The sequence below is a fragment of the Luteimonas salinisoli genome, assembly GCF_013425525.1.
Classification (GTDB): domain Bacteria; phylum Pseudomonadota; class Gammaproteobacteria; order Xanthomonadales; family Xanthomonadaceae; genus Luteimonas; species Luteimonas salinisoli.
In genome coordinates this window covers 101,631-121,260 of sequence record NZ_JACCKA010000017.1, presented here as the reverse complement: position 1 = coordinate 121,260, position 19,630 = coordinate 101,631, and the positions used below count along the sequence as shown (strand labels likewise).

Genomic DNA, 19,630 nt, shown 5'->3' with positions numbered 1-19,630 from the left:
GACCCGAACCGCCGCCGGCCCCCGGCGTCCCCGCCGCCAGTGCCGGCGCCTGCTGCAGCCCGGCGCGGGTACCGGCCAGCGCGTCGTGCAGGGTGCGGTAGACGAAGTCGTGCACCAGGCGCGCATCGCGGAAACGCACCTCGTGCTTGGCCGGGTGCACGTTGACGTCGACGCGCAGCGGATCGAGTTCGAGAAACAGCACGTAGGCGGGCTGGCGGCCGTGGTAGAGGACGTCGGCATAGGCCTGCCGGACCGCGTGCGCCACGCTGCGATCGCGGATCGCGCGGCCGTTGACGTAGAGGTACTGCTGGTCGGCGCCGGCGCGCGAATACGCCGGCTGCGCGATCCAGCCATGCAGGCGCAACCCGGCGCCCGCGTGCTCGACGCGCAACGCGTGCTTCGCGAACTCGCCGCCGAGGGTTTCGTGCAGGCGCTCGTCGGAGAACAGCGCGCCGCCGCCACGGTAGCGCCGCGTCGGCTTGCCGTTGTGCGCGACCCGCAACTCGACGTCGGGCCGCGCCAGCGCCAGCGAGCGCAGCCATTCCTCGATGTGCCCGAGTTCGGTGCGCTCGGCGCGCAGGAACTTGCGCCGCGCCGGCACGTTGAAGAACAGGTCGCGCACCTCGACCGTGGTGCCCTGCGGATGCGGCTTCGGCGTCACCTCGCCGACGCGGCCGCCGTCGACCGCGAGCGCGGCGCCGTGATCGTCGTCGGCGCGCCGGGACACGATGCGCAGGCGGCTGACCGAGGCGATCGAGGGCAGCGCCTCCCCGCGGAATCCCAGCGTGGCCACCGCCTCGAGGTCGTCGAGCGAGGCGATCTTGCTGGTGGCGTGGCGCGAGACCGCCAGCGGCAGGTCGCCGGGCGCCATGCCGCCGCCGTCGTCGCGGATCCGCACCAGGCGCACCCCGCCTTCCTCCAGTTCGACGTCGACGCGGGTGGCGCCGGCGTCGAGCGCGTTCTCGACCAGCTCCTTGACCACGGACGCGGGCCGTTCCACCACCTCGCCGGCGGCGATCTGGTTGATCAGGGTGTCTGGAAGCTGGCGAATGCTCAAGCTGTGGGCGGTTGCGCGCGGCTGCGCTGCGGTTCGGACCAGCGCTGATGATAGCGGCAGCGGCGGCGGCGTGGCCGCCAGGCGCCGCTCGCTCGTAGGAGCGTGCCATGCACGCGAAGGCCGGCGCGGCTGGCCATGCCCGGAATCGCCGCCGGCCCCGCCGGAGTCACCCGCCGCCTTCGCGGCCATGGGCCGCTGCTACGGGAACGGTTGCGACGCGAGGGTATGCAGCGACGGAAGAGCAACGCGCACGCGCCCGGGCGACGCGCCGTGCGCTAAGGGCTGCCGCCGCCGGCCGCGCCGGTGCCGCTGCCGCCGCTCGCGGCCGCCGCGCGCGCGGCGTACAGCGTGCCCGGGGGCGGCTGGGCGGAGAAATAGGTGTTGATGCCGTCGAGGACCGCGCGCGCCACGGTGCCCTGGAACGCCGGGTCGATCAGGCGCTGCTCCTCCTCCGGATTGGAGAGGAACGCGGTCTCGACCAGCATCGCCGGCATGTCCGAAGTGCGCAGCACCGCGAAGTTGGCGCGCTCGATGTGCGGCTTGTGGTTGTTGCCGATCCGCTTGAGGCCGTCGAGGATGTGGCTGCCGGCATCCTCGGAGGCCTTCATCTGCCCGCTCTGGGTCAGGTCGAGCAGCACCGAGGCCAGGGTGTCGTCGGCCTCCTGCAGGCGCACGCCGCCGATCAGGTCGGCCGCGTTCTCCTTGTCGGCCAGCCAGCGCGCGCGCTGCGACGAGGCGCCGCGCAGCGACAGCACGTAGACCGACGAGCCCTTGGCATTGCGGTTGTGCGCGGCGTCGGCATGGATCGAGATGAACATGTCGGCGCCGGCCTCGCGCGCCAGCTGCGCGCGGCGGTTGAGCGGGATGAACACGTCGCGGTCGCGGGTGAGGTACGAGCGCAGCCCGGGAGTGGCGTCGATCTGGCGGCCGAGCTCGCGCGCGATCGCCAGGGTGATGTCCTTCTCGCGCTTGCCGGTCGGTCCCACGGCGCCCGGGTCCTGGCCGCCGTGACCAGGGTCGATGGCGATGACCAGGGGCCGCATGCCGGCCACCGGCGCGCGCGGGGCAGGGGCCGGGGTCTGCGTCTGCGCCTGCTGCGTCGCGGCGGCCGGTGGCGACTGAGGCGACGCCGCCGCGACGACGGCTGGCTGCGGCGCCGGCTGCGAAGGGATGGACGAGCCGCCCGCGCCCGCGCCCGTGGCTGCGGCGACAGTGGAGGCGGGTGCGACCGCGGAAATCAGCCGCGAGGTCGCTTCCCTGGAGGCGGCCGCCGGGTCCGGCGCCTCGCCCGCCGCGGATGCGGGTGCGATGGCCGCGGCTTCGCCCGTCGTGCCCGTTGCGGACGGCTGCGACACCCGGGCGATGACCCGGCCGATCGGATCGCCGCTGCCGTCGCCGGGCCATTCGACCACCAGGCGCACGCCGTCGGCCCCCGGCTCGAACCGCGGCCGCAGCGCCACCACGGGCTCGGCGAGGTCGAAGACGATCCGGGTCACCCCGGGCTCGGGCTGCCCGCTGCGCACGGCCCGTACCAGGCCCGACGGGGCCGGGAGCGTCACGTGCTTGCCGAGCGCGACCCCGGGCAGATCCACCACCAGCCGATCGGGGTTGGCCAGGGAAATGACCTTGTATTCGGTCTCCGCGGCCATGGTGAGCTCTGCGCGGGTGCCGGTGGCCCCGGATTCGAGCCGCAAGCCGCTGATTTCAGAAGCGAACGCGCCATTCCACAGCAGTCCGGCCAGCAGGGCCAGACCGAGCAGGATGTCCTGGAGTGGGGCTCCCCGAGCGCGCATGCCGGCTAGTCAAGCACCAAGCCCCGCGCTTTGCAAGCAGTTTTCCCTTGGAAATCCGGGGCCTGCCGGTTGTTCCTGCGGTCACGGTTCAGGAAGCGGCTGCAACTCGGATCGCAGCTTGCCCAGCGCCGGGGAGGCCAGCCAGTCGCCGCCGCGGCCGCTGCGCGGCGAAAGCCGGGCGTCGCGCCCGGCGCCCGCGATCGCCAGCTCGACCGCCAGATCCGGCGGCGGCAGCATGCCGGCGCCGCGCTCGGGCCATTCCACCAGCCACAGGGCGGCCGGGGTCTCGTCCAGGCCGAGGAACTCCAGCTCCCCGGCGTCGCCGATGCGGTAGAGATCCAGGTGCAGGGCCTCGGCCCCCTCGCCGATCGGGTAGCGCTCGACCAGGGTGTAGGTGGGGCTGCGCACCGTGCCCGACACCCCCAGCGCGCGCAGCCAGGCGCGCGCCAGGGTGGATTTTCCGGCACCCAGGTCGCCGTGCAGGTAGACCACCGCGCCCGCGGGCTGGCCGATGGCCAGGGCGCGGGCGAGCGCGCCGGTCGCCGCCTCGTCGGGCAGGTGCAGGCGCAGGCCGGGGCTCACGGATTCACCAGTCGCCGCAGTTGCGCGATCAGGTCGCCGGGCAGCAGGCCGCGCTCGCCGCCCGCCGCCGCGGCATCGCCCGCCACCGCATGCAGGAGCGCGCCGGCGACGGCCGCGCCGAACGCGGGAAAACCCTGCGCGCGCAGGGCCGCGATGCAGCCGGTGAGCACGTCTCCCATGCCGCCGACCGCCATGCCGGGATTGCCCGCCGCGATCACCTGCGGCCGCTCGCCCGGCGCCGCCACCACGGTGCCGGCACCCTTGAGCACCACCGCGCAGCCGAAGCAGGCGCACAGCAGGCGCGCGGCGGCGAAGCGGTTGGCCTGCACCTCGCGGGTGGAGATGCCGAGCAGGCGCGCCGCCTCGCCCGGGTGCGGCGTGAGCACCGCATCGGCCGGCGGCGACTGGGCGTGGTGGGCCAGCAGGTTCAGCGCGTCGGCATCGAGCACCAGCGGCTTGCCGCTGGCGAGTGCCGCCTGGTGCAGCGCCCTGCCCCAGACCTCCTGGCCCAGGCCCGGCCCCACCGCCAGCACGGTGGCGCGCTGCAGCAGGGGCGCCAGCGCGGCCTCCGATTCGACCGCCTGCACCATGGCCTCCGGGCAGCGCGCCAGCAGCGGCGCCACGTGCGCGGGGCGGGTGGCCACGCTGACCAGGCCGGCGCCGCAGCGCAGCGCGGCCTCGGCCGCCAGCAGCACCGCGCCGCCCTTGCCTTCGTCGCCGCCGATACAGAGCACGTGCCCGGAGCCGCCCTTGTGGCTGTTGCGCGGACGCGGCGCGAAGCGCGCGGCCAGCATCCGCGCGTCCAGGCAGGCGGCGACCGGCTCGACCTCCGCCAGCACCCCGGCCGGCAGGTCGAGCGGCGCCAGCGCCAGCGTGCCGACCTGGTCGAGCGCGGCGCCGGTGCGCAGGCCGGCGTGCGCGGCCAGGAACTGCAGGGTGACGTCGGCGCGCACGGCCGTGCCGGGGACGTCGCCGCTGTCGGTCTCCACCCCGCTCGGCGCATCCAGCGCCAGCACCGGCGCACCGGCCCCGGCGATCGCGGCGATCAGCGCGCTGCAGGCGGCGTCCGGCGCCCGCGACAGTCCGATCCCGAACAGCGCGTCGACCACCACGTCGGCGCCGGGCAGCGCGCCGTCGAACTCCGCGACGACGCCGCCGGCTCCGGTGAAGTCCGCGCAGGCGCGGCGGGCCAGCTCGCTGCCGGGCGGATGCGCGGCCAGGCGCACCACGCGGACCTCGAGCCCGGCCTGGCGGGCATGGTTCGCCAGCACGTAGCCGTCGCCGCCGTTGTTGCCGGGGCCGCAGACCACCACGATGCGGCGCGCCTGCGGCCAGTGCCGCAGCAGTTCCCGCCAGGCCGCCTCGCCGGCGCGGCGCATCAGCGCGAAGGCGTCCCCGCCCAGGTGCGCGGTGGCGGCGGCTTCCAGCGCCCGCAGCGCAGCGCCGTCGTACAGGTCTGCCGACGGTGGGGCCGGGTCGCGCGGAAGGTCGGCGCTCATGGGCCGGATTCTATACTCGGCCGATGACACCCCTTCCAGCCCGCACCGCCACCGCAACGGCCGACCCCGCCGCGCTCGCGGCACGGGTGCGGGCGCTGGCGCGCGAGGCAGGCTTCCAGCGCTGCGGCATCGCCGGGATCGAGCTGGGCGAGGACGAGGCGCACCTGCGCGACTGGCTGGCGCAGGGGCTGTACGGCTCGATGGCCTGGATGGCGCGCCATGGCGTCAAGCGCTCGCGCCCGCAGGAACTGGTGCCGGGAACGCTGCGGGTGATTTCGGTCGGGCTCGACTACGGCCGCGACGACGACGACGTGGCCTGGCGCACCCTCGCCGACGGCGAGCGCGCCTACGTCGCGCGCTACGCGCTGGGCCGCGACTACCACAAGCTGATGCGCGGCCGGCTGCAGAAGCTGGCCGAGCGCATCGCCGCGGAGATCGGCCCGTTCGGGCATCGCGTGTTCGTCGACTCGGCGCCGGTGCTCGAGCGCGCGCTGGCGCGCAACGCCGGGCTGGGCTGGATCGGCAAGCACACCTGCCTGATCGACCGCGACGGCGGCTCCTGGTTCTTCCTCGGCGAGATCTACGTCGACCTGCCGCTGCCGGTGGATGCGCCGGCCAGCGCGCACTGCGGCAGCTGCACGCGCTGCATCGACGTCTGCCCGACCGGGGCGATCGTGGCGCCGCACCGGCTCGACGCGCGGCGCTGCATCAGCTACCTGACCATCGAGCACGAGGGCGCGATTCCCGAGACGCTGCGTCCGGCGATCGGCAACCGCATCTTCGGCTGCGACGACTGCCAGCTGGCCTGTCCGTGGAACAAGTTCGCCAGGCGCACCGACGAGCCCGATTTCCGCGCCCGCAACGGCCTGGACACCGCCAGCCTGGCGTCGCTCTTCGCCTGGGACGAGGAGGAGTTCCTGCAGCGCACCGAGGGCTCGGCGATCCGCCGCAGCGGCCACCGGCGCTGGCTGCGCAACATCGCGGTAGCGCTGGGCAACGCGCCGACCACACCGGAGGTCGTCGCCGCGCTGCGCGCGCGCGCCGATGCGCCGGACGAGATGGTCCGGGAGCACGTGGCCTGGGCGTTGGCACGCCACGGCGAGTGATCCCCCGGCAGCCGCGACGCCCGGTATCACCGCCATCCCCGCCGGGGCCTCCCGCGGCCTTCGCGGCCATGGGCCGCTCCTACAGGTGCGCGCTCCTACGTGGTCCGTCTGGCGCGGCTTGCCCTTGTAGGAGCGTGCCATGCACGCGAAAACCGGCGCCGCCGGCCGACGCCCGGTATCGCCGCTCGCCCACCGGGGCCTCCCGCGGCTTTCGCGGCCGTGGGCCGCTCCTACAGGGGGGCGGCGAATCCTTCGCGCGGGAATGCGTGGCGCGCCATCAGATGGACGTCGACGTAGTCGCCATCGCGCAGCGCGTAGCCGCGGGCGGTTCCTTCGCGGACGAAGCCGTGCCGTTCGTAGAGCGCGATGCCGGCCGCATTGTCGGCATAGACCTCGAGCTCCAGCCGGCGCACGCCGTGCCAGCGCTCGGCGGTGTCGATCACCGCCTGCAGCAGTTGCGCGCCGACCCCCTGCCCCTGCCGCGACTGCGCCACGGCCATGCCGAGGTTGGCGGCGTGGCGCCGCCGCGGGTTCTGGAACACTTCGAAGCCGGCGCCGCCGACCAGCGCCCCCTCGCCATCGACCGCCACCAGCTGCACGATGTGCTTGGGCAGGTCCGCCAGCGCGTTCTGCCACGCCGCCAGCGACGGGAACGGCGGCTGCAGCGTGCCGGCATAGGCGCCGCGCTCGGAGAACAGCGCGTACAGCCCTCCGGCGTCGACCGGCTCGGCGTGGCGGACGCGGACCGCGCCGCTCAAGCGCCGCTGCGCCGACGCGCGGCGATCTCGTCGAGCAGCGCGCGGGTGACCGGGTCGGAGACTTCGACGCCCTCGCCCTTCACTGCCGGCAACAGTTCGCCGGCGATGCGCTTGCCCAGCTCGACGCCCCACTGGTCGAAGGCATTGATGCCCCAGAGGACCGACTGGGCGTAGACGCTGTGCTCGTAGAGTGCGATCAACGCGCCCAGCGAGTGCGGGGTGAGCGCGTCGAGGAGCAGCAGCGTCGAGGGCCGGTTGCCGGGATAGGCCTTCTGCGGATCCTCGGCGGCGTGGCCGTTGGCCAGCGCCTCGGTCTGCGCCAGCAGGTTCGACAGCAGCGCGGCGTGGTTGTCGGCGTAGCCGTGGTCCGGATTGACCACGCCGATGAAATCGGCCGGCACCGTCTGCGTGCCCTGGTGCAGCGCCTGGAAGAAACTGTGCTGCGAGTTGGTGCCGGCCCCGCCCCACAGCGCCGGCACCGTGTCCAGGCCGGCGGCGTCGCCGGTCGGGGTGACCGACTTGCCCAGGCTCTCCATCACCAGCTGCTGCAGGTAGGCCGGCAGCAGCGCCAGGCGCTCGTCGTAGGGCAGCACCGCCTGCGTCGGCAGGCCGAGCGCGTTGCGGTTCCACACCGCCGAGAGCGCGTGCAGCATCGCCAGGTTGCGCGCAGGCGGCGCCTCCAGGACATGGCCATCGATCTCGGCGGCGCCGGCCAGCAGGGCGCGGAAGTCGTCCATGCCCACCGCGGCCGCAATCGCGAAGCCGACCGTCGACCACAGCGAGTAGCGCCCGCCCACCCAGTCCCACATCGGCAGGATGCGCGCGGCGTCCACCCCGAACGCCTCGGCCTTCGGCACGTTCGCCGACACCGCGTACAGGCGCTCGCCGCCGCCCAGCCAGTCCCTGAGGATGGTGCCGTTGAGCAGGGTCTCCTGGGTGCCGAAGCTCTTCGACACCAGGATGGCGGCGGTGCGCGCGGGGTCGAGGCCGCGCAGGGTGTGCTGGGCGTCGCTGCCGTCGACGTTGGTGAGGAAATGCACGCGGAAACGGCCGCTGTGGGCGTCCTTGAGCGCGTCGACCACCAGCCGCGGGCCGAGGTCGGAACCGCCGATGCCGACATTGACGAGATCGGTGACGTCCGAGTCCGCCAGCGCCTGGAGCATCGCGGCCATTCGCGCGTGGGCGTCCACGGCCTGGGCGCGGGCCTGGCGCGTGGTGTCGCTGCCGCCCAGATCCGAACGCAGCGCCACGTGCAGCGCGGGCCGGTCCTCGGAACGGTTGATCCGCTCGCCCTCGAACAGCGCGCGGAAGGCCTGCGGCAGCGCGGCATCGTCGGCGAGGCGCAGCAGCGCGCCCAGCGCGTCGCGATCGACGCGCTGGCGCGAGAAATTGGCGTACAGGGGGCCGACCCGCAGCGCGAGCTCGGAGGCCCGCCCCGGATCCGCCGCCACCAGCTCGGCGATGCGCGCGCCGGCCAGGCGCCGCGCGTGCGGCGCCAGCGAACCGGTGAGCCGCTGCGCCGACACGGTCAGGCGGCCTGCGCGGGGATCGAGTCGTTGGTGTGGGTGAGCCGGTTCTGGCGGTCGACGTAGACCAGGGTCGGCTTGAACTGCGCGGCCTCGGCCTCGTCGCAGGCGCCGTAGGCGCAGATGATCACCAGGTCGCCGGGCTGCGCCTTGTGCGCGGCGGCGCCGTTGACCGAGATGATGCCGCTGCCGGGCTCGGCGCGGATGGCGTAGGTCGCGAAGCGCTCGCCGTTGTTGATGTTGTAGATCTCCACCCGCTCGTATTCACGGATGCCGGAGATGTCGAGCAGGCGGCCGTCGATCGCGCAGGACCCCTCGTAGTGCAGTTCGGCGTGGGTGACCGAGGCGCGGTGGATCTTGGCTTTGAGCAGGGTCAGTTGCATGGCATCGCGGGGCCGGGTTGCGGCATCGGGGCGCGGAAAGACCGCCTGATCGCCAAGTATAGGGGCGATCTTGCGCATCGCAACAAAGGCGCCGGCGGCCGATTCAGCCGCCCGGCAGGGTGAATTCCAGGTTGTCGATCAGCCGCGTCGCGCCCAGCCGCGCCGCGACCAGCGCGACCCGCGCACCGGCGGCGCCGTCCGCCGGCTCGGCCAGGCCGGGGGTGCGCACGACGGCGTAGTCGACCGCGAACCCGGCCGCCTCCAGCCGTTCCCGCGCCGCCGCCTCCACCGCCGCCCGCGGCGCGCCCGCCAGGCTCGCCTCGCGCATCGCCTGCAGGCTACGGTACAGCTGCGGGGCGGCGGCGCGTTCGCCGGCGGCGAGATACTGGTTGCGCGAACTCATCGCCAGGCCGTCCGCCTCGCGTACGGTGTCGCCGGCCAGCAACTCCACCGGGAAGGCGAGGTCGGCGACCAGGTGACGGATCACCGCCAGCTGCTGGTAGTCCTTGCGCCCGAACGCCGCCAGGTCGGGTTGCACCTGGTTGAACAGCCGCGCCACCACCGTGCACACGCCATCGAAATGACCCGGCCTGTGCGCGCCCTCGAGCACCTCGGCGATGCCGGGCACGCGCATCCGCACGGCGGCGCCGGTCCCCAACGGGTACATCGTGTCCACCGGCGGCTGCCAGAGCAGGTCGCAGCCCGCCTGTCCGAGCCCGGCGGCGTCGGCCTCGGGGGTGCGCGGATAGCGCGCGAAGTCCTCGCCGGGTCCGAACTGGGTGGGATTGACGAACACGCTGGCGATCACCCGGTCGGCGTGCCGCCGCGCCAGCCGCACCAGTGCGTGGTGCCCGGCGTGCAGATTGCCCATGGTCGGCACCAGGCCCACGCGCAGCCCCTCGCGGCGCCAGCCGGCGACGCGTCGCCGAAGCTCCGCAAGCCCGCCGGTCGCCTCGATCATGGCCGGCCCGCGGCCCTGCGCAGCGCCACCGCGGCGGCGCGCGGCCCCTCACTCATACGAATGCGCCGCGTCCGGGAAGCTGCCGTCGCGCACCGCGGCGACATAGGCCTCCACGGCACCCGCCACCGAGCCGCCCCCGGCGAGGAAGTCCTTGACGAACTTCGGGCGCCGGTGGCCGCTGTCCAGGCCGAGGAAGTCGTGCAGCACCAGCACCTGGCCGTCGCAGTCCGGGCCCGCGCCGATGCCGATGGTGGGCACCGGGCTGGCGGCGGTGATCGCCCGCGCCAGCGCCGACGGCACCCCTTCGAGCACCAGCAGCGAAGCGCCGGCTTCCGCCACCGCCAGCGCATCGGCGCGCAGCGCCGCCGCGGCGGCCTCCTCGCGGCCCTGCACCTTGAAACCGCCCATGCGCAGCACCGACTGCGGCGTCAGGCCGAGATGGGCGCACACCGGGATCTCGCGCTCGGCCAGGAAGCGGATCGCCTCCAGCTTCGGCCCGGCACCCTCCAGCTTGGCCATTCCCGCGCCGGCCTGCAGCAGGCGCGTTGCGGCGTCGAGGGCCCGCTCCGGCGTGGCGTCGGCCTGGAACGGCAGGTCCGCCACCAGCAGCGCACGGCGCAGGCCGCGGGCCACGCAGCGGGTGTGGTAGACCATGTCGTCGACGGTGACCGGCAGTGTCGAAGCGTGCCCCTGCACCACCATGCCGAGCGAATCGCCGACCAGCACCAGGTCGATGCCGCCGGCGTCGCAGGCGCGGGCGAAGCCGGCGTCGTACGCGGTCAGCATGACCAGCCTGCGGCCCGCCTCGCGCGCGGCGGCGAGGTCGGGAACGGTGAGGGGTCGGGCTGCGGCGTTCATGGGGCTAGCTTAGGGCCTGCGGCGGCGGGCGCGGTAGCCCAGCCGCCTCGACCGGCTGCAGCGCGCGCACCTGGTCCGCGGCGAGGCCGGCGAGCGCGAGACGCGCCGGCCCGGTGCCGGGAATCGTGGCGTCGGGCAGCACCTCGAGCAGCGGCACCAGCGCGAACGCGCGCTCGTGCAGATGCGGATGCGGGACCCGCAGCCCGGGCGCGTCGATGACGGCGTCGGCGTACAGCAGCAGGTCGAGGTCCAGGGTGCGCGGCCCCCAGCGGTCGCTGCCGTCGGCGGCGCGCACGCGGCCGAAGTCGCGTTCGACCGCCAGCAGGGCGTCGAGCAGCGCGCGCGGCTCCAGGCCGGTCTCCAGCGCGGCTGCGGCGTTGACGAAGGCGGGCTGGTCCTGCGGCCCCCAGGGCGGGCTGCGGTACAGCCGCGAGGCGCGCAGCAGACGCGTGCGCGGCAGTCGCGCCAGCGCGGCGACCGCCGCGTGCAGGGTCGCGGCGGCGTCGCCGAGGTTGCCGCCCAGGCCGACGCAGGCGACGGCCGGCGGGTTCATTCCGCGGCCGAGGGCCGGCGGCGACGGCGGCGGCGCGGCCGCGGCGCCTGGCCTTCGGCGTCGTCGCCGGCCGAGGCCTCGGGCGGATGCGCGGCGATGGCATGGTCGGGGTCCTGCTGCGCCTCCTGCCAGAACGCCACGTCGTCGGCATGGTCGTCCGACGCCGCTTGGCGAAGCACCAGGAAATCGAACGCGGCGCGGAAGCGCGGGTGCGAGAGGGTCCGCACCACCCGCTTGCGCTGGCGCAGCGGGAAGCGCGCCTGCAGCAGCCAGATCTCCTGCATCGGCAGCGAGAACCGCCGCGGCAGCGCCACCGTGCCGAGCTGGTGCAGGGTGACGCGGTCGGCGGCTCGGCGCTGCGCTTCGGCGGCGTGCACACCCTCGGCCTGCAACGCCATCAGCGCGCGACAGTACGCCGGCCACAGCAGCAGCGCGAACAGGAACGCAGGCGACACCGGCTCCTCGGCGGCGACGCGCGCGTCGGTGTTGCGCAGCCCCTCGAGCAGCATCCGCCGCAGCGCGCCGCTGCGGTTCGCGGCCAGCGCCGCGGCCGACTCCGGGAACAGCGCCGGCAGCAGGCCGTGCCGCTCCAGGCCCAGGAAACTGGCTTCGGCATGGCCGGACAGGAACAGCTTCAGGCATTCCTCGAACAGACGCGCCGGTGCGGCCTCGGCGAGCAGATGCGCCAGATGCGGAATCGGCGCAGCGGTGCCCGGGTCGATGCCGAAGTCGAGCTTGGCGGCCAGCCGCACCGCGCGCAGCATCCGCACCGGATCCTCGCGGTAGCGCAGCTCCGGATCGCCGATCAGCTTCATCACCCGGTTCTGCACGTCCTCGAAACCGCCGGTGTAGTCGCGCACCGAGAAGTCCTCGATCGCGTAGTACAGCGCGTTGGCGGTGAAGTCGCGGCGGATCGCGTCGTCCTCGATGCTGCCGTAGACGTTGTCGCGCAGCAGCCGCCCGCCCTCGTGCAGCTCGCGGTCGCCGCTGCCGTCGTCGACGTTGGCGCGGAAGGTGGCCACCTCGATGATCTCGCGGCCGAACACCACGTGCGCCAGGCGGAAGCGCCGGCCGATCAGCCGGCAATTGCGGAACAACGCCTTGACCTGCTCGGGGGTGGCGTCGGTGGCGATGTCGAAGTCCTTGGGCTGCAGCCCCACCAGCAGGTCGCGCACCGCACCGCCGACCAGGTAGGCCTCGTGGCCGCCCTCGCGCAGCTTGTAGAGCACGCGCAGCGCGCTGGCGCTGATGCCCTTGCGGGAGATCGGATGCTGGTCGCGCGGGATGCTGCGCAGCTCGGTCAGGGGCTCGGTCTGGGTCTGGGTGGGCATCTAGGATTCGGTCGGGTGGCTCGTGCGGGCGCCGGCCTTCGGCCTCGTTGCAACGCCCATCGTCCTGCTATACTAGCAAGCTGCACGGCCGATCCGGCCGCCGCAGGCCGGTCGTCCAGCCGGTGGCCCCAAGGGCCGTCCCCGCTCCCTTCGTCTAGAGGCCTAGGACGTGGCCCTCTCAAGGCTAAAACACGGGTTCGAATCCCGTAGGGAGCGCCATTTCCAGGAGCCCGCGTCCGCAAGGACGCGGGCTTCCGCTTTTTTTGGGTTCTTCTCCCCACTCAGGGGAGCCGGATAGCCGTCCGCTGGTCGTGACCCTCGTGGGAGCGACGGAAGTCGCGACGCGCGCGATTCCATGTGTCGACTCGCTGGTCAGATGGGCTTCGCGGGCAGGCCGGCGCGCGGCGCGATCGCGTCGCGCGGCCGCCACGGCGTACACTATCGCGGTCATCACAGGACACGCGCCATGCCTTTCGTCGTCACCGAAGAATGCATCAAGTGCAAGTACACCGACTGCGTGGAGGTGTGCCCGGTCGACTGCTTCCACGAAGGCCCGAACTTCCTGGTGATCGATCCGGACGAGTGCATCGACTGCACCCTGTGCGAGCCGGAGTGCCCGATCAACGCGATCTACCCCGAGGACGACGTGCCGGCCGGCCAGGAAGCCTTCATCGCCCTCAACGCCGAGCTGTCGAGGGACTGGCCGGTGATCACCGCGCGCAAGGACGGTCTGCCCGATGCCAAGGAGTGGGAAGGCAAGCCGGACAAGCTGAAGCTGCTCGAGCGCTGAGCGCCGCACCGCGCGGTCGCCAGGCAGACAGGAAAACGGGCGCCGTCGGCGCCCGTTCCTTTTACCGGCATGCGCGACGCGCGGGCGCCGCGCCTTGCGGGTCAGCCGCCGAGTTCGGCGCGCAGCGCCGCGATCAGCTTCGTCGGCCCCTCGCCGCCGGCCGGCAGGCCGCGCGGATCGACCGCCGAGATGTAGGCGCCGTCGCCGGTCTGGGCGATGCGCACCAGGAAGTTGCTGCCGCCGTAGCTGACGTCGTAGGTGCCGAGCAGGCGCGCGCTGCTGGAGATCTGCAGGTCCGGGATCGCGCCGAGCACCTCGCCTACGCGGGTGAAGATCTCGTCGCGGTTGCCCGACACGTTGAAGCCGGTGGTGCTGGCGACCTGTGTCCGCCCAGGCCCCGCCTCCGAGCGCGTCACCGATTGCGGCACATCGGGCAGGGCCATCGCGCCGTCGGTGGCGGGACGGTCCAGATCCGGCGGTACCTCGAGCGGGCGGGTTTCCGCGGTCCCCGCGTAGAGCGAGTTCTCCTTGCGGAACCAGCGGCAGCCGGATGCCGCCAGCACCGCGAGGGCGAGCGCGACGAGCACGGTGGTGCGGAACACGGGACGGGTCTGGAACATCGGCATCTCCTGGGTCAGGCCGCGAGTGTATCGCGGCAGGCGCGTTCTAGTTCTTCGGTCAGGGCGGCGGTGCGTGCCGCGGCGTCGGCGTGCGCGGCGTCCAGGCCGGTCAGCGGCAAGCGCAGGCCATGGCCGAGGCCGGCCCGGAAGAGGAGCGCCTTGACCGGGATCGGATTGGACTCGAGGGCGGCGAAGTCGTAGACCGGGCGTAGCCGCGCGTCCAGCGCGAGGGCGGCATCCTCGTCGCCGCCGCGCGCCAGCTCGCACAGGCGCCGCATCGCCGCCGGAACGACGTTGGACACCACCGAGACCACCCCGTCAGCGCCGGCCAGCATCGCGCGCGCCGCGGTCGGATCGTCGCCGCTGAGCACCGCGAACCCTTCCTCCCGCAGCGCCAGCAGCGCCTGCATGCGCTCCGGTTCGGCGCACGCTTCCTTGATGCCGGCGATGCGCGGGTGCTGCGCCAGCCCGGCGACGGTCTCCGGCAGCAGGTCGCAACCGGTGCGGACCGGCACGTTGTAGAGCACCAGCGGCAACGCGCCGTCGTCGGCCACCGCGCGGTAGTGCGCCGCCAGGCCCGCCTGGGTGGGGCGCACGTAGGGCGGCACGACCACCAGCGCGGCGTCGGCGCCCAGCGCCCCGGCGCGCCTGGTCTGCTCGATGGTCCGGGCGGTGCTGGACTGGCCGGTGCCGGCCAGCACCGGCACCCGCCCGGCCACGGCCTCCACCGCGGTGCGCAGCAGGGTGTCGTATTCGGCCGCGAACAGGGCCGCGGCCTCGCCGGTGGAGCCGGCCACCACCAAGGCCTGGGTCCCGGCATCGAGCTGCTGCTGCAGCAGGCGGCGCCAGGCGTCGAGGTCGAGTTCCCCGGCGGCCGTGAAGGGCGTCGCCAGGGCGGTGATGCTGCCGGAAAGTCGCAAGGGCGGATCTCTGGGCGGGCCGGAGGCGGCGCGGAAAGGCGGTTGGACCGCCTGCGCGGGAGCCCCGGACGGAGCGCGCATGCGGCGGTGCACGATCTTACTTGCGGCTCCGAAGCACGGGCAAGTATGCTGGTCGCGGCATCCGGTCGACGACCGGCCGCCGTTCAGACCCGACAGCCGCGGACGCCGCCTTGACCGATTCCGACACAGCTTCCCGTCCTGCGCCGAACGAGAACCACCTGATCATCAACGCGTACACGACGCATCCGCAGTCGCCGCTGCTCTCGGTCAGCCGGCGGATCAGCGACAGCGGCTGCAACCTGGTCGATGCGCGCCTGTCCACGGTGGGCCGCGACGTCTCGGTGACCGCGCTGGCCACCGGTTCCTGGGACGCGGTGGCCAAGCTCGAGGCGATGCTCGCCCGCCTCGACCGCGAGGAAGGCTTGAAGCTGGTGTGGTACCGCACCGGCCCCAAGCCGGTGCAGTCCAATCTGCTGCCGTACGTGGTCGAGGTGGTGGCCGCCGACAAGCCGGGGATCCTGTTCCAGCTGGCCGATTTCTTCGACCGCCAGGGCATCACCATCGAGAGCCTGCATTCCTCCCGCTACCGGGCGATGCAGACCGGCGCCGACATGTTCTCGGCGCAGGTGACCATCGGCGTGCCGGCCGACATGCACATCGCCGCGCTGCGCGACGACTTCCTCGAGTTCTGCGACCACCTGAACCTGGACGCGATCATGGATCCGATGAAGTTCTGAGCGCCGCGCGACCCACAAGGACCTGGCCTCGCATGAACGAAGGCGACACCCTCGATCGGACCGTCCGCAAGCTGCCGCTGCAGCTGTCCGGCGGCGCGGAAGCGACCCTGGCCGACTATGCCGACCGGTGGCTGGTGCTGTATTTCTACCCCAAGGACTCCACGCCCGGCTGCACCACCGAGGGCCTCGACTTCAACGCGTTGCTGCAGAAGTTCAGGCGCCGCGACGCGGCGGTGCTGGGCGTGTCCCGCGACTCGGTGAAGTCGCACGACAACTTCTGCGCGAAGCAGGGATTCGCATTCCCGCTGGTCAGCGATCCCGACGAGGCGCTGTGCCGCGCGTTCGACGTGATCCGCGAGAAGAACATGTACGGGCGCAAGGTGATCGGCATCGAGCGCAGCACCTTCCTGATCGACCCGCGCGGCAGGATCGCGCGCGCGTGGCGCAAAGTCAGGGTGCCGGGCCATGCCGAAGCCGTGCTCGAAGCGCTGAAGGAAGCACAAGCGCAGTGATCCCCCGCCCCGCCCGCCCCGTTCGCCGCCCCGCCCCGCGGGCCGCGGCGAACTGCCGCTGCGCGTTTTCCGTCCAACACCACCCCACCAGGCGAACGACAAGCCGATGATGACCAAAGGCAAGCGCATCTACGTGCTCGACACCAACGTGCTGATGCACGACCCGACCGCGCTGTTCAAGTTCGAGGAGCACGACGTCTACCTGCCGATGCAGGTGATCGAGGAGCTCGACAACGGCAAGAAGGGCACCTCCGAGGCCAGCCGCAACGCGCGCCAGGTGAGCCGTTTCATCAACGAGCTGATCGAATCGCAGGGCACCGAGCGGATCGCTCCCGGCCTGCTGCTCAGCCGCCCGAACGGCCTGCAGCTGCGCGGCGCCGAGAGCATCGGCCGGCTGCGCTTCCAGACCGGCGCGCTCGACGGCCGCCTGCAGGCCGACGGCCGGGTGCCCGACAACGACATCATCCACGCCATCCAGGTGCTGCAGCACGCCGACGCCGACCTGCCGGTGGTCTTCGTCTCCAAGGACATCAACCTGCGGATCAAGGCGGCGATCGCCGGCATCGCCTCGGAGGACTACGAGAACGACCGCGCGCTGGACGATTTCAGCCTGCTCTACACCGGCGCGACCGCGCTGCCGGAGGACTTCTGGCAGCGCTACGGCAAGGACCTGCGCTCCTGGACCGACAAGGGCCGCACCTACTACGAGGTGCGCCCCGGCGAAGCCGACGACTGGCACCCGAACCAGTACCTCTACCTGCCCGGCGACGAGGAGGCGGAGTTCCGCGTGTCCAGGGTGGAGGGCGACCGCGCTACCCTGCAGATCGTCGACGACTTCCGCAGCAGCCAGCACGCGGTGTGGGGCATCCTGGCGCGCAACCGCGAGCAGAACTTCGCGCTCAACGCGCTGATGGACCCCGAGATCGACTTCGTCACCCTGCTCGGCACCGCCGGCACCGGCAAGACCCTGCTGGCGCTCGCGGCGGGGTTGGCCCAGACCATGGACCAGCAGCGCTACCGCGAGATCATCATGACCCGCGCCACGGTGAGCGTCGGCGAGGACATCGGTTTCCTGCCCGGCACCGAGGAGGAGAAGATGACGCCGTGGATGGGCGCGCTGACCGACAACCTGGAAGTGCTGACCCACAACCAGGAAGGCGGCAGCTGGGGCCGCGCGGCGACCAACGACCTGCTGGCCTCGCGGATCAAGATCCGCTCGCTTAACTTCATGCGCGGGCGCACCTTCCTCAGCCGCTGGCTGATCCTGGACGAGGCGCAGAACCTCACCCCGAAGCAGATGAAGACGCTGATCACCCGCGCCGGCCCGGGCACCAAGATCGTCTGCCTGGGCAACGTCGAGCAGATCGACACGCCCTACCTCACCGAGACCACTTCCGGCCTGACCTACGCGGTGGATCGCTTCAAGACCTGGGAGCACAGCGCCCACGTCACCCTGCGCCGCGGCGAGCGTTCGCGGCTGGCCGACTACGCTTCGGAAGTGCTGTAGCGGCCGCGGGGAGCGCCCCCAGAGACAGGCGCCCGGAGCGGCAACCTGCAGCATCGTGATGTATCAGACATCACGATATTGGTCATGAGATTGCATAGGCAAGCTTGTGGCGCAAGAATGGCCTCGACGTCCGCCCCGGGAGACCGGCATGATCTCCGCCGCCCAACTGCGCGCCGCCCGGGCCCTGCTCGGCATCGACCAGCGCACCCTGGCGGCGATGGCCGGTGTCTCCCTGCCGACGATCCAGCGCATGGAGTCCAGCCGCGGCGACGTCCGCGGCGTGGTCGGCACGCTGACCAGGATCGTCGAGGCGCTGGACGCAGCGGGCGTGGAACTCATCGGCAACGAGCAACCCAGCCAGGGGCGCGGGCGCGGTGTGCGCCTGAAGGATCCCGTCTAGCCCATGGATCGCCCCCAGTCGCTGCGGCAGCAGTTCGAGCCCAAGCTGCTCGCGGTGCTGCGCCGCGGCTACGGCTGGGGCGACCTGCGCGCCGACGCCGTCGCCGGGCTGACCGTGGCGGTGGTGGCGCTGCCGCTGGCGATGGCGCTGGCGATCGCCAGCGGCACCACCCCGGACAAGGGCCTGACCACCGCGATCGTCGCCGGGTTCCTGATCTCGGCGCTGGGCGGCTCGCGGGTGCAGATCGGCGGGCCCACCGCGGCGTTCATCCCGGTGGTGTTCGGGGTGATCGCCGAGTTCGGCTACGGCGGGCTGATTCTGTGCACGCTGCTGGCCGGGCTGATGCTGATCGCCGCGGGCCTGCTGCGCCTGGGCACGCTGATGAAGTACATGCCGCAGCCGGTGATCACCGGCTTCACCGCCGGCATCGCGGTGAGCATCTTCTCCAGCCAGATCAAGGATGCGCTCGGGCTGCGCATGGAGCAGGTCCCGGCCGAGTTCGTCGAGCGCTGGATCGCCTACGGCAGGCATCTGGGGACCACCCAGCCCACGGCCGTGGCGCTGGTGGTCTCCGGCCTGCTGATCATCGTCGCGCTGCGGCGCTGGAAACCGAAATGGCCGGGGTTCCTGATCGCCTTGAGCGCATGCACGGCAGTCGCGGTGGCGCTCGCGCTCCCGGCCGAAACCATCGGCACGCGCTTCGGCAGCCTGCCGTCGGCGTTGCCGGCGTTCTCGATTCCGCAGATTCCGTTCGAACGCACCCTGGAGCTGCTGCCCGCGTCGTTCACCATCGCCTTCCTGGCCGGGGTGGAATCGCTGCTATCGGCGGTGGTTGCCGACGGGATGACCGGCGGTCGCCACCGCTCGAACGGCGAACTGGTCGCGCAGGGCGTGGCCAACGTCGGCTCGGCGCTGTTCGGAGGGCTGCCGGCGACCGGCGCGATCGCGCGCACCGCCACCAACGTGCGCGCCGGCGCGCGCTCTCCTGTTTCCGGGATGCTGCACGCGGGCTTCCTGCTGGTGTTCCTGCTGCTGTTCGCGCCGCTGATGCGGCACGTGCCGCTGGCGGCACTGGCCGCGGTGCTGCTGGTGGTGGCCTGGAACATGAGCGAGCACCAGCACTTCCGCCACACCCTGTCGGCGCCCTGGGGCGACCGCCTGGTGCTGCTGCTGACCTTCTTCCTGACCGTGTTCGTCGACCTCACCGTGGCGATCCAGGCGGGAATCGTGGTGGCCGCGTTCGTCTTCATGTTCCGGATGTCGGAGTCGGTCGAGATCAGCGGCGGCATGCATCCGGACGACGACAATGGCCAAGGCGATGATGCGGAAGGCCGGCAGCGCCAACGGCTGCCGGCCGGGGTCGAGGTCTACCGGATCTCCGGGCCACTGTTCTTCGGTGCCGCCAACCGCCTGGACAACCTGCTGGACCAGTTCGTCGAAACGCCGCGGGCATTCATCCTGCGGATGCGGCTGGTGCCGATCATCGACGCCAGCGGCGTGCACGCACTCCGGGCGCTGGCCGACCGCTGCCGGCGCCGCGGCATCGTGCTGATCGTCTCGGGGCTGCAGGCGCAGCCGAACCGGATCCTGGCCGACATGGCGCTGGGCAGGGACGGCCAGGTGCGTTTCGCGTCCGACTTCGAGCGCGCGCTGCTGCTGGCCGAGAGCATCGCCGCCGAAAAGGCGCCGTCGCCAGGATCCGTTGCACAATAGCGC

20 protein-coding genes and 1 tRNA gene are annotated in these 19,630 nt (G+C 72.7%); 8 read left to right on the top strand and 13 right to left on the bottom strand.

The annotated features are described in order from the left end of the window. The 4 genes from mutL to H0E84_RS02485 all read right to left on the bottom strand — a co-directional run. The coding region (gene mutL / locus H0E84_RS02500; protein ID WP_180677040.1) for a DNA mismatch repair endonuclease MutL at window positions 1-1,057 on the bottom strand (1,057 nt) is incomplete at its 3' end. Window positions 1,058-1,332: 275 nt separating this feature from the next. Then, window positions 1,333-2,850 (bottom strand): N-acetylmuramoyl-L-alanine amidase, encoded by a 1,518-nt coding sequence (locus H0E84_RS02495; protein WP_180677039.1) that lies wholly within the window; start codon window positions 2,848-2,850, stop codon window positions 1,333-1,335. Between the two features lie 81 nt (window positions 2,851-2,931). Beyond that, a complete protein-coding gene (gene tsaE / locus H0E84_RS02490; RefSeq protein WP_180677047.1) occupies window positions 2,932-3,420 on the bottom strand; it encodes a tRNA (adenosine(37)-N6)-threonylcarbamoyltransferase complex ATPase subunit type 1 TsaE in 489 nt (162 codons plus the stop codon). Between the two features lie 8 nt (window positions 3,421-3,428). Beyond that, window positions 3,429-4,931: an NAD(P)H-hydrate dehydratase gene (locus tag H0E84_RS02485; protein WP_180677038.1), complete on the bottom strand. Its 1,503-nt coding sequence runs from the start codon at window positions 4,929-4,931 to the stop codon at window positions 3,429-3,431. Window positions 4,932-4,954: 23 nt separating this feature from the next. Between H0E84_RS02485 and queG the strand changes: the two genes are divergently transcribed. Next, window positions 4,955-6,037 carry a tRNA epoxyqueuosine(34) reductase QueG gene (gene queG / locus H0E84_RS02480; RefSeq protein ID WP_180677037.1) on the top strand — a complete coding sequence of 361 codons (1,083 nt, stop codon included), beginning with the start codon at window positions 4,955-4,957 and terminating at the stop codon, window positions 6,035-6,037. A gap of 230 nt (window positions 6,038-6,267) precedes the next feature. On the opposite strand, the gene H0E84_RS02475 is transcribed toward queG, so the two are convergent. The 7 genes from H0E84_RS02475 to pcnB all read right to left on the bottom strand — a co-directional run bounded on the left by H0E84_RS02475 (window position 6,268) and on the right by pcnB (window position 12,407). Beyond that, a complete protein-coding gene (locus H0E84_RS02475) occupies window positions 6,268-6,795 on the bottom strand; it encodes a GNAT family N-acetyltransferase (RefSeq protein ID WP_180677036.1) in 528 nt (175 codons plus the stop codon). Then, entirely contained in the window at window positions 6,792-8,321 is a 1,530-nt protein-coding gene (gene pgi, locus H0E84_RS02470) for a glucose-6-phosphate isomerase (protein ID WP_345776256.1), read from the bottom strand. The genes H0E84_RS02475 and pgi overlap by 4 nt, the downstream gene beginning before the upstream one ends. Window positions 8,322-8,323: 2 nt before the next feature. After that, window positions 8,324-8,704, bottom strand: coding sequence for an aspartate 1-decarboxylase (gene panD, locus H0E84_RS02465; protein ID WP_180677035.1), 381 nt, complete (start codon window positions 8,702-8,704; stop codon window positions 8,324-8,326). Window positions 8,705-8,807: 103 nt separating this feature from the next. Next, window positions 8,808-9,665 carry a pantoate--beta-alanine ligase gene (gene panC / locus H0E84_RS02460; RefSeq protein WP_180677034.1) on the bottom strand — a complete coding sequence of 286 codons (858 nt, stop codon included), beginning with the start codon at window positions 9,663-9,665 and terminating at the stop codon, window positions 8,808-8,810. A 48-nt stretch (window positions 9,666-9,713) separates the two neighbouring features. Continuing rightward, window positions 9,714-10,523, bottom strand: coding sequence for a 3-methyl-2-oxobutanoate hydroxymethyltransferase (gene panB, locus H0E84_RS02455; protein WP_180677033.1), 810 nt, complete (start codon window positions 10,521-10,523; stop codon window positions 9,714-9,716). Between the two features lie 4 nt (window positions 10,524-10,527). Next, window positions 10,528-11,076: a 2-amino-4-hydroxy-6-hydroxymethyldihydropteridine diphosphokinase gene (gene folK, locus H0E84_RS02450; RefSeq protein WP_180677032.1), complete on the bottom strand. Its 549-nt coding sequence runs from the start codon at window positions 11,074-11,076 to the stop codon at window positions 10,528-10,530. Next, window positions 11,073-12,407 carry a polynucleotide adenylyltransferase PcnB gene (gene pcnB, locus H0E84_RS02445; protein WP_180677031.1) on the bottom strand — a complete coding sequence of 445 codons (1,335 nt, stop codon included), beginning with the start codon at window positions 12,405-12,407 and terminating at the stop codon, window positions 11,073-11,075. The genes folK and pcnB overlap by 4 nt, the downstream gene beginning before the upstream one ends. A 143-nt stretch (window positions 12,408-12,550) precedes the next feature. On the opposite strand from pcnB, the gene H0E84_RS02440 reads away from it, so the two are divergent. Continuing rightward, a tRNA-Glu gene (locus tag H0E84_RS02440) sits at window positions 12,551-12,626 on the top strand. Between the two features lie 247 nt (window positions 12,627-12,873). Beyond that, complete coding sequence (fdxA, locus tag H0E84_RS02435; RefSeq protein WP_180677030.1) at window positions 12,874-13,197, top strand: ferredoxin FdxA; 324 nt, start codon at window positions 12,874-12,876, stop codon at window positions 13,195-13,197. 101 nt (window positions 13,198-13,298) lie between these two features. Here the strand turns inward: fdxA and H0E84_RS02430 are convergent, their stop codons facing one another. Together H0E84_RS02430 and dapA are read right to left on the bottom strand one after the other, a co-directional pair. Next, a complete protein-coding gene (locus H0E84_RS02430) occupies window positions 13,299-13,817 on the bottom strand; it encodes a hypothetical protein (RefSeq protein ID WP_180677029.1) in 519 nt (172 codons plus the stop codon). Between the two features lie 14 nt (window positions 13,818-13,831). Continuing rightward, window positions 13,832-14,737, bottom strand: a complete 906-nt coding sequence (gene dapA, locus H0E84_RS02425) for a 4-hydroxy-tetrahydrodipicolinate synthase (RefSeq protein WP_180677028.1) — start codon at window positions 14,735-14,737, stop codon at window positions 13,832-13,834. A 191-nt stretch (window positions 14,738-14,928) separates the two neighbouring features. Here dapA and H0E84_RS02420 point away from each other — a divergent pair, with 191 nt between their 5' ends. The 5 genes from H0E84_RS02420 to H0E84_RS02400 all read left to right on the top strand — a co-directional run bounded on the left by H0E84_RS02420 (window position 14,929) and on the right by H0E84_RS02400 (window position 19,627). Continuing rightward, a complete protein-coding gene (locus H0E84_RS02420; protein ID WP_180677027.1) occupies window positions 14,929-15,495 on the top strand; it encodes a glycine cleavage system transcriptional repressor in 567 nt (188 codons plus the stop codon). 32 nt (window positions 15,496-15,527) lie between these two features. Next, entirely contained in the window at window positions 15,528-16,007 is a 480-nt protein-coding gene (locus H0E84_RS02415; RefSeq protein ID WP_180677026.1) for a peroxiredoxin, read from the top strand. Between the two features lie 109 nt (window positions 16,008-16,116). Next, window positions 16,117-17,514 carry a PhoH family protein gene (locus tag H0E84_RS02410; protein WP_180677045.1) on the top strand — a complete coding sequence of 466 codons (1,398 nt, stop codon included), beginning with the start codon at window positions 16,117-16,119 and terminating at the stop codon, window positions 17,512-17,514. Window positions 17,515-17,662: 148 nt separating this feature from the next. Then, entirely contained in the window at window positions 17,663-17,914 is a 252-nt protein-coding gene (locus H0E84_RS02405) for a helix-turn-helix domain-containing protein (protein WP_180677025.1), read from the top strand. Window positions 17,915-17,917: 3 nt separating this feature from the next. After that, window positions 17,918-19,627 (top strand): SulP family inorganic anion transporter, encoded by a 1,710-nt coding sequence (locus H0E84_RS02400; RefSeq protein ID WP_180677024.1) that lies wholly within the window; start codon window positions 17,918-17,920, stop codon window positions 19,625-19,627. Window positions 19,628-19,630 lie beyond the last annotated feature (3 nt).